This is a genomic window from Mycobacterium sp. PO1 (genome assembly GCF_017312405.1).
Classification (GTDB): domain Bacteria; phylum Actinomycetota; class Actinomycetes; order Mycobacteriales; family Mycobacteriaceae; genus Mycobacterium.
Map to the genome: position 1 here is coordinate 1 of NZ_BLTG01000144.1, position 6,769 is coordinate 6,769.

The 6,769-nt window shown below is 67.8% G+C and carries 8 protein-coding genes and 1 pseudogene; 3 read left to right on the top strand and 6 right to left on the bottom strand.

The window, feature by feature from the left end:
* Nucleotides 1-830: pseudogene (locus J3476_RS27570) on the top strand (DUF2993 domain-containing protein); the annotation flags it as partial.
* Nucleotides 831-890: 60 nt separating this feature from the next.
* Here J3476_RS27570 and deoC read toward each other — a convergent pair.
* From deoC to J3476_RS27600, 6 genes are all read right to left on the bottom strand, one after another.
* Complete coding sequence (gene deoC, locus J3476_RS27575; protein ID WP_152515357.1) at nucleotides 891-1,562, bottom strand: deoxyribose-phosphate aldolase; 672 nt, start codon at nucleotides 1,560-1,562, stop codon at nucleotides 891-893.
* A 1-nt stretch (nucleotide 1,563) separates the two neighbouring features.
* Nucleotides 1,564-1,944 (bottom strand): DUF2599 domain-containing protein, encoded by a 381-nt coding sequence (locus J3476_RS27580; RefSeq protein WP_207069440.1) that lies wholly within the window; start codon nucleotides 1,942-1,944, stop codon nucleotides 1,564-1,566.
* 44 nt (nucleotides 1,945-1,988) lie between these two features.
* On the bottom strand, nucleotides 1,989-2,273 hold the full coding sequence (locus tag J3476_RS27585; protein ID WP_207069439.1) for a DUF2516 family protein: 285 nt from the start codon (nucleotides 2,271-2,273) through the stop codon (nucleotides 1,989-1,991).
* Between the two features lie 49 nt (nucleotides 2,274-2,322).
* The gene (locus J3476_RS27590) at nucleotides 2,323-2,952 is read right to left on the bottom strand and encodes a heparin-binding hemagglutinin (protein ID WP_207069434.1); all 630 of its coding nucleotides are present in this window, start codon (nucleotides 2,950-2,952) and stop codon (nucleotides 2,323-2,325) included.
* A gap of 17 nt (nucleotides 2,953-2,969) precedes the next feature.
* Nucleotides 2,970-3,506, bottom strand: coding sequence for a helix-turn-helix domain-containing protein (locus J3476_RS27595; protein WP_207069435.1), 537 nt, complete (start codon nucleotides 3,504-3,506; stop codon nucleotides 2,970-2,972).
* 90 nt (nucleotides 3,507-3,596) lie between these two features.
* Entirely contained in the window at nucleotides 3,597-4,940 is a 1,344-nt protein-coding gene (locus J3476_RS27600; protein WP_207069436.1) for a DUF445 domain-containing protein, read from the bottom strand.
* A 118-nt stretch (nucleotides 4,941-5,058) separates the two neighbouring features.
* Between J3476_RS27600 and J3476_RS27605 the strand changes: the two genes are divergently transcribed.
* Nucleotides 5,059-5,763, top strand: coding sequence for a TetR/AcrR family transcriptional regulator (locus J3476_RS27605; protein ID WP_207069437.1), 705 nt, complete (start codon nucleotides 5,059-5,061; stop codon nucleotides 5,761-5,763).
* A gap of 4 nt (nucleotides 5,764-5,767) precedes the next feature.
* Complete coding sequence (locus J3476_RS27610; protein ID WP_207069438.1) at nucleotides 5,768-6,652, top strand: polyphosphate kinase 2 family protein; 885 nt, start codon at nucleotides 5,768-5,770, stop codon at nucleotides 6,650-6,652.
* The last annotated feature ends 117 nt before the right edge of the window (nucleotides 6,653-6,769 follow it).

The window sequence follows — 6,769 nt, forward strand, 5'->3', positions numbered from 1 at the left end:
CCGCCCGGCCCACCCCATCCGGGCTACGACCCCGCCTATTCGGGTCACGGCCCGGCGCCGACGTCCACTGCTCCCCCCGAGGAGGATTCTTCGGTGCAGGCCCGCTTCAAGAAGATCTTCAGCGACCCGCTGTCTCTGGCGCTGGTCGTGGTGATCGTGCTGGCGCTGGTGTTCGCGGGTCTGCTCGGTGGCGAACTGTATGCGCGGCACAGGGCCGACTCGGTGGTCGCCGGAGTCGTCGAATGTGTCGTCCAGGNNCGTTCGGGGTGCTGCCGCCGTTCCTGCTGCAGCACGCGTCGGGGCACTACACGAACATCCGGATCGAGACGGCGGGCAACCAGATCCGGGACGCCCAGGGCATGAAGGTCGACCTCGACATCAACGACGTCCGTCTGGAGGACTCGGCGACCTCGAGCGGGTCCATCGGCTCGCTGGTCGCGAACATCACGTGGAGCGCCGAGGGCATCAAGCAGACGATCCAGGGCGCGATCCCGCTGGTCGGCAGCTTCGTCACCGGGGTGACGACGAACGCCGGGGCCGGCACCATCGAGCTGGAGGGCGCGCTGGGCAGCATCACCGCCCGCCCGGAGGTCGTCGACGGCGGCATCTCACTGCAGGTGGAGAACGTGACGGGGCTCGGGTTCACGCTGCCGCGCGAGGCGGTGCAGCCCGCGCTGGACGCGTTCACCTCACGGCTCACCCAGGACTATCCGATGAACATCCGAGCGGACTCGGTGCAGGTCACCGACAGCGGTGTGATCAGCCGGTTCTCCACGCAGAACGCCTCGATCCCGAAGCAGACCGACGACCCGTGCTTCTCCGGCCTCTGAGCGGGTCTCGTTTCTCGGGCCTCCGAGCGGGTCCCGCTTTCTCCGCCCTCCGAGCGGGTCTCAGCCCAGGCCGTCGAGCACGGCTCGACTGGCGGACAACCCCAGCCGGGTGGCGCCCGCGTCGAGCATCTCGATCGCGGTCTGCGCTGTGCGGATCCCTCCGGAAGCCTTGACCCCGAGGCGGCCGCCGACGACGCCGGCCATCACCTCCACCGCCCGCACGCTCGCTCCGCCGCTGGGATGGAACCCGGTGGAGGTCTTCACGAAGTCGGCGCCGGCGTCCTCGCAGACCCGGCAGATGTCGGCGAGCAGCGGCTCACCGCCGCATTCCAGCAGGACCGCCGACTCGACGATCACCTTCAGCACCGCCTGCGGTACGGCGCTGCGGACCGCGGCGACCTCGGCGCGCACCACGTCGAGTTCACCGCTGCACGCGGCGCCGACGTCGATCACCATGTCGACCTCGCGGGCACCGTCGGCGACGGCGTGGGCCGCCTCCTCGGCCTTGATCCCCGGCAGGTGCTTGCCCGACGGGAACCCGGCCACCGCGGCGACGACGGGTCCGCCGGGAACCTGGGCCGCGGCCGACACCATCGGCGGGGACACGCACACCGCGTAGACGCCGAGGTCGGCCGCCTCGGTGAGCAGCGCGACGACGTCGGCCTCGGTGGCCTCGGGCTTGAGCAGGGTGTGGTCGATCAGCGCAGCGACCTGTGCGCGGGTGTAGCCCATGTCAGAAGGGTTCTTCGGTGCCGCCCGGATTACACCCGGCCGCCACCATGTCCTGGTAGCTCACCTCCGGGCGCCACGGCTCGAGGTTCCAGCTGACCTTGCCGGGCTCGAAGAGTTCGGCGAACTGCCAGTGGCAGGCGAACTGCTCGTACATGCCGGGAATGTCGGCGTCCGGAGCCAGCGCGAGTACCTCGTTCCACACCTGGCCGGCCTGCGCCGACGCTCCCGGCCGGGCCGAGGCATCCCGACCGGCCGGCGTCGGGTAGACGCGCAGGCTGGACAGGTCACCCCACTTGGCCCATTCGACGTGGTCGACGGCGGGAGCACCCAGCGGTGACGCCGCGGCGATCGGCGCGGAAATACCGGACAGCATGCCGGACATGACGCCGCCCGCGATGGCGACCGCGGCGAGCCGGGCGAGCCGCACTACCGCGACTTCCCTTGGATCTCCAGCAGTTTGGGCCGGACGTCGACCAGGTAGATGCCCGCGGCAACCGATCCGATCACCATGCCCAACACGCTGGTGCCGAACACGAGCACGAGCAGCCCGGCAACGCCGAGGATCACCAGCCACACCGGCTTGGTCAGCTTGTCGACCGCGGGGTAGGCGTCGGGACGCTGCATCGCGGCGTGCACGAACGCATAGACGACCGCGACGAGCACCGCGATCTGCAACGCGAGGAGGACGTAACCCACGAGGCCTTGGAGCATCACGCTTTACAGCCTATGCGGGTTACGCCCTCCGGTCGACTTCCGTCGTTTACTTCTGGGTGACCTTCTTGGCCGGGGCCTTCTTGGCCGGAGCCTTCTTCGCGGGGGCCTTCTTGGCGGGGGCCTTCTTGGCCGGAGCCTTCTCGGCGGTCTTCTTCACCGGCTCGGCGGCGTCCTCGGCCTTCTTGGGCAGCTCGACGCCCACCAGCTTGGCGGCGCGCTCACCCACGGCGCGGGTCTGGGTGGCCACGTTGCCCAGCGCTTCCTGGGTGAGCTCGACGGCCTGGTCGGTGTAACCCTCGACCCGGCTCGCGGCTTCCTCCAGGCCCGGCTGGCTGCGCAGGCGCTCCAGCGCGGCCTCGCCACGCTCGATCAGCTTGGAGTAGGTGGTCTGCGCGGCCTCGGCGTAGCTGTCGGCGAACTTGCGCAGTTCCTCCGAGCTCAGCCGCTCGCGGATGTCGTCGAACTGCGACGGCAGCTCTTCCTGGAGGCGGGTGATGCGGGCGCGGCTGTCCTCGACGCGGGTCTCGGCGTCGGTGCGGGCCTCGCCGGCACGCTCACGCAGCGCGGCGACGATCTCGTTGACACGCTCGAGCGCCAGGTCGGCGGCACCGACCGCGGCCAGCAGCGGGGCCTTCAGATCGTCGATGTCGAACTGGTTCTGGGACTTCTCAGCCATGGTGGTTTCCTTTCGGGTCAGGATTGCGAATGAGTTGATGCGATCTGCGGGATTTCCAGAGGGCCCTCGTGTTCAGTACTCGGCTCCTCGTCTGCTTCGCTGACGGTTTCCGACTTTTCGGCTTCGCCGAAGGTGTCCGACTTCTCGGCTTCGCCGAAGGCCATCCCCACTGCCGCCTCGGTCAGAGCGGCCTCGTTCTGCGCGCAGAACGACGTGTAGATGTCGAGCAGCGCCTGCTTCTGCCGCTCGTTGATCGCCGTGTCGGTGACGATCGCGTCGCGTACCTCGTTCGTCTCGCTCGGCTCGAGGATTCCGGCCTGGATGTAGAGCACCTCAGCCGATACCCGCAGCGCCTTGGCGATCTGGTTCAAGACGTCCGCAGAAGGCTTGCGCAATCCCCGTTCGATCTGGCTGAGGTAGGGATTGCTGACGCCGGCCTTCTCGGCCAGCTGCCGTACAGACACCTGCGCGGCCTCGCGCTGGCTGCGGATGAAGCTGCCGATGTCCTGCGCAGCGCTGGACACGACAGCGGCAAGATTTTCGTCCTGCGGCATGCGTGCCTCCTCGTTGCGATGGGTAACCGATATCGACACCATCTACCGTACGACGGAGTGCTAACTTTTGCAAGCACTAGTTAGCGCAGGTCAGAACAACAAGTGCGCGACGGTGTAGATCACCAAGCCGGCCAGCGAGCCCACCACGGTGCCGTTGATCCGGATGAACTGCAGGTCACGTCCGACATGCAACTCGATGCGCCGGGAGGCTTCGTCGGCGTCCCACCGCTCGATCGTGTCGGTGATGATCGTCGTGATCTCCGCCCCGTACTCCGACACCAGATGCTGGGCCCCGCGCACGATCCAGTTGTCCACCTTGACCCGCAGGTCGGCGTCGTCGCGCAGCGATTCCCCGATCCGCACCACGGTGTCGGCGATCCGCACCCGCAACGCCGAGGACGGGTCGTCCACCGATTCCAGGATCAGCCGCTTGGCGGTGCTCCAGGCCGTCTCGGCGGCGCGAGCCACCTCGTCGCGACCCATGATCTGTTCCTTGACGTTCTCGGCCTTCTGGATCGTCACCGCGTCGTTCTGCAGGTCGTCGGCGAACTCGAACAGGAACTTCGTCGCCGACCGGCGCAGCTCGTGGTCGGGGTTGCGACGCACCTTGTCGGTGAAGTCCATCAGCTCACGGTGGATGCGGTCGCCGACCAGGTGGTCCACCCATCGCGGCGACCAGGTCGGAGAGTCGCGCTCGATCACCCGCTCGATGACCTCATCGGCATTCAGCGTCCACTGGAACGCCCGGTCGGCGAGCAGCTGCAGCAGAGCCTCCTGGCGGCCCTCCTCCAACAGTGAGGACAGCACCCGTCCGATCGGAGGTCCCCACTGCGGCTCGGCGATCCGCTTGACGATCATCCGGTCGAGCACCTGTTGGACGTCCTCGTCGCGCAACATCTCCACCAGTGCCCGCAGCACCGTCGAGGCCTCGGCGGCCACCCGGTCGGCGTTGACCGGCTCGGCGAGCCACTTGCCGGTCCGGCTCGCGACGTCGGCGCTGCGCAGCTTCGTCTCGACGTTGTCGGCCGACAGGAAGTTCTCCCGCACGAACGTGCCGAGCCCCTCGCCCAGCTGGTCTTTCTTGCGCTTGATGATGGCGGTGTGCGGGATGGGGATGCCCAGCGGATGCTTGAACAGCGCCGTCACCGCGAACCAGTCCGCGAGCGCACCGACCATGCCCGCCTCCGCGGCGGCCCGCACGTACCCGACCCACGGGCCCGCGTCGCCACGCGACTGCAGCCACGAGCAGAGCAGAAAGATCACCGCGGCACCGAGCAGGAAGCTCAGCGCGACGATCTTCATCCGCCGCAGGGCGCGCCTGCGTTCGGCGTCCGCCGCGGAATCCACGCCCGTGAGCGCCTCGGCAAAACTGGGTCGCGGACCGGCGGAGACGGACGTCGCCGCCGGTCGGCCACCCTCGGGTCGGTGTGCCACCCCTCCATGATCCGCTACCCCGGCAACTACCCGGGGGAGGCGCCCCTCTCCCGGGAGCCCGCTGCGAGGCGTCCCCGTACTATTGACGAGGACTAAAGGGGAACGGATCACCGCGAACGTGGCACAACAACACCCGCCGGTGGCGGTCAAAACCGATGGCCGAAAGCGACGCTGGCACAAGCACAAGGTCGAGCGCCGCAACGAACTCGTCGACGGCACGCTGGAGGCCATCCGCCGCCTCGGCAGCAATGTCAGCATGGACGAGATCGCCGCCGAGATCGGGGTGTCCAAGACCGTGCTCTACCGCTACTTCGTCGACAAGAACGACCTCACCACCGCGGTGATGATGCGCTTCGCGCAGACCACGCTGATCCCCAACATGGCCGCCGCGTTGTCGTCGAACCTCGACGGCTACGACCTCACCCGAGAGATCATCCGGGTGTATGTCGAGACCGTGGCCGCCGAGCCCGAGCCCTACCGGTTCGTGATGGCCAACAACTCGGCCAGCAAGAGCAAGGCCGTCGCCGACTCCGAGCAGATCATCGCGCGCATGCTCGCGGTGATGCTGCGACGCCGAATGGTGTCGGTCGGAATGGACACCGGCGGCGCCGAGCCGTGGGCGTTCCACATCGTCGGGGGCGTGCAGCTGGCCACCCACTCGTGGATGTCGAATCCCCGGATGAGTGCCGATGAGCTGATCGACTACCTGACCATGCTGTCGTGGAGCGCGTTGCGCGGAATCGTCGAGGTCGGCGGGTCGCTGGAGAGTTTCCGGCAGGCTCCGCATCCTCCCCCGGTTCTACCCGCCCGGCTGCTTGACTAGGGGCATGAACGACGCGGACGACTCCAACGACCCGGAAGACCTGCCCTCGCTGTGGTCGCACGAGCCCCACGCACATCTGATGTTCCGCCCCGGCGACCGAGTCGCCGACATCGACCCCGACGCCACCCCCGGCTTCCGCGGCGACAAGTCCGACGCGCCGACACTGCAGGAGGAGCGCAACGTGCGCTTCGCCGAGCTTCAGGAGATGCTCTACGCCAACAGCCGCGCAGGTGACCACCGCTCGGTGCTGCTGGTGCTGCAGGGCATGGACACCGCGGGCAAGGGCGGCATCGTCAAACACGTTGTCGGCGGAGCGAATCCGCAGGGGATCGACTACAAGAGCTTCGGCAAGCCCACCCCCGAGGAGCTGTCCCACCACTACCTGTGGCGGATTCGCAAGGCGCTGCCCGCCGCGGGGCACATCGGCGTGTTCGACCGCTCGCACTACGAGGACGTACTGATCGTGCGGGTGCACAACCTGGTGCCCCGCGAGGTGTGGGAGCCGCGCTACGACGAGATCAACGCGTTCGAACGCGAACTCGTCGACGGCGGGATGGCGATCGTGAAGGTCGCGATGTTCGTCTCGCTCGACGAGCAGAAGCGGCGGCTGGCGTCGCGGCTGGAGCGGCCGGACAAGTACTGGAAATACAACCCCGGTGACATCGACGAACGCCAGAAGTGGCCGCTGTACCAGCAGGCCTATCAGGCGATGCTGGACCGGACCTCGACTGACTACGCACCGTGGCACATCATCCCGTGCGACAAGAAGTGGTACAGCCGGTTGGCCGTCACCGAACTGCTCATCGAGACGTTGAAGCGGCTCAACATGTCCTGGCCGCCACCGGATTTCGATGTCGAGGCGGAGAAGAAGCGCCTCGACTCGGTGTAGGGACTTGGGCGCCGGGGCGCTCGCGCTGTCCCCGTCTCGCGAGCGCGTCGTCCCCGTCCCGCGAGCGTACGGTTCCTGACGAAAATCAGCCGATTTCCATCACAATCCGTACTCCCG

What these genes read in the sequence shown, in the direction of transcription:
- J3476_RS27610 (WP_207069438.1), top strand. Translation starts at nt 5,768, where the DNA reads ATGAACGACGCGGACGACTCCAACGACCCGGAAGACCTGCCCTCGCTG.
- deoC (WP_152515357.1), bottom strand. Translation starts at nt 1,562, where the DNA reads ATGGGCTACACCCGCGCACAGGTCGCTGCGCTGATCGACCACACCCTG.
- J3476_RS27585 (WP_207069439.1), bottom strand. Translation starts at nt 2,273, where the DNA reads ATGCTCCAAGGCCTCGTGGGTTACGTCCTCCTCGCGTTGCAGATCGCG.
- J3476_RS27595 (WP_207069435.1), bottom strand. Translation starts at nt 3,506, where the DNA reads ATGCCGCAGGACGAAAATCTTGCCGCTGTCGTGTCCAGCGCTGCGCAG.
- J3476_RS27590 (WP_207069434.1), bottom strand. Translation starts at nt 2,952, where the DNA reads ATGGCTGAGAAGTCCCAGAACCAGTTCGACATCGACGATCTGAAGGCC.
- J3476_RS27580 (WP_207069440.1), bottom strand. Translation starts at nt 1,944, where the DNA reads ATGTCCGGCATGCTGTCCGGTATTTCCGCGCCGATCGCCGCGGCGTCA.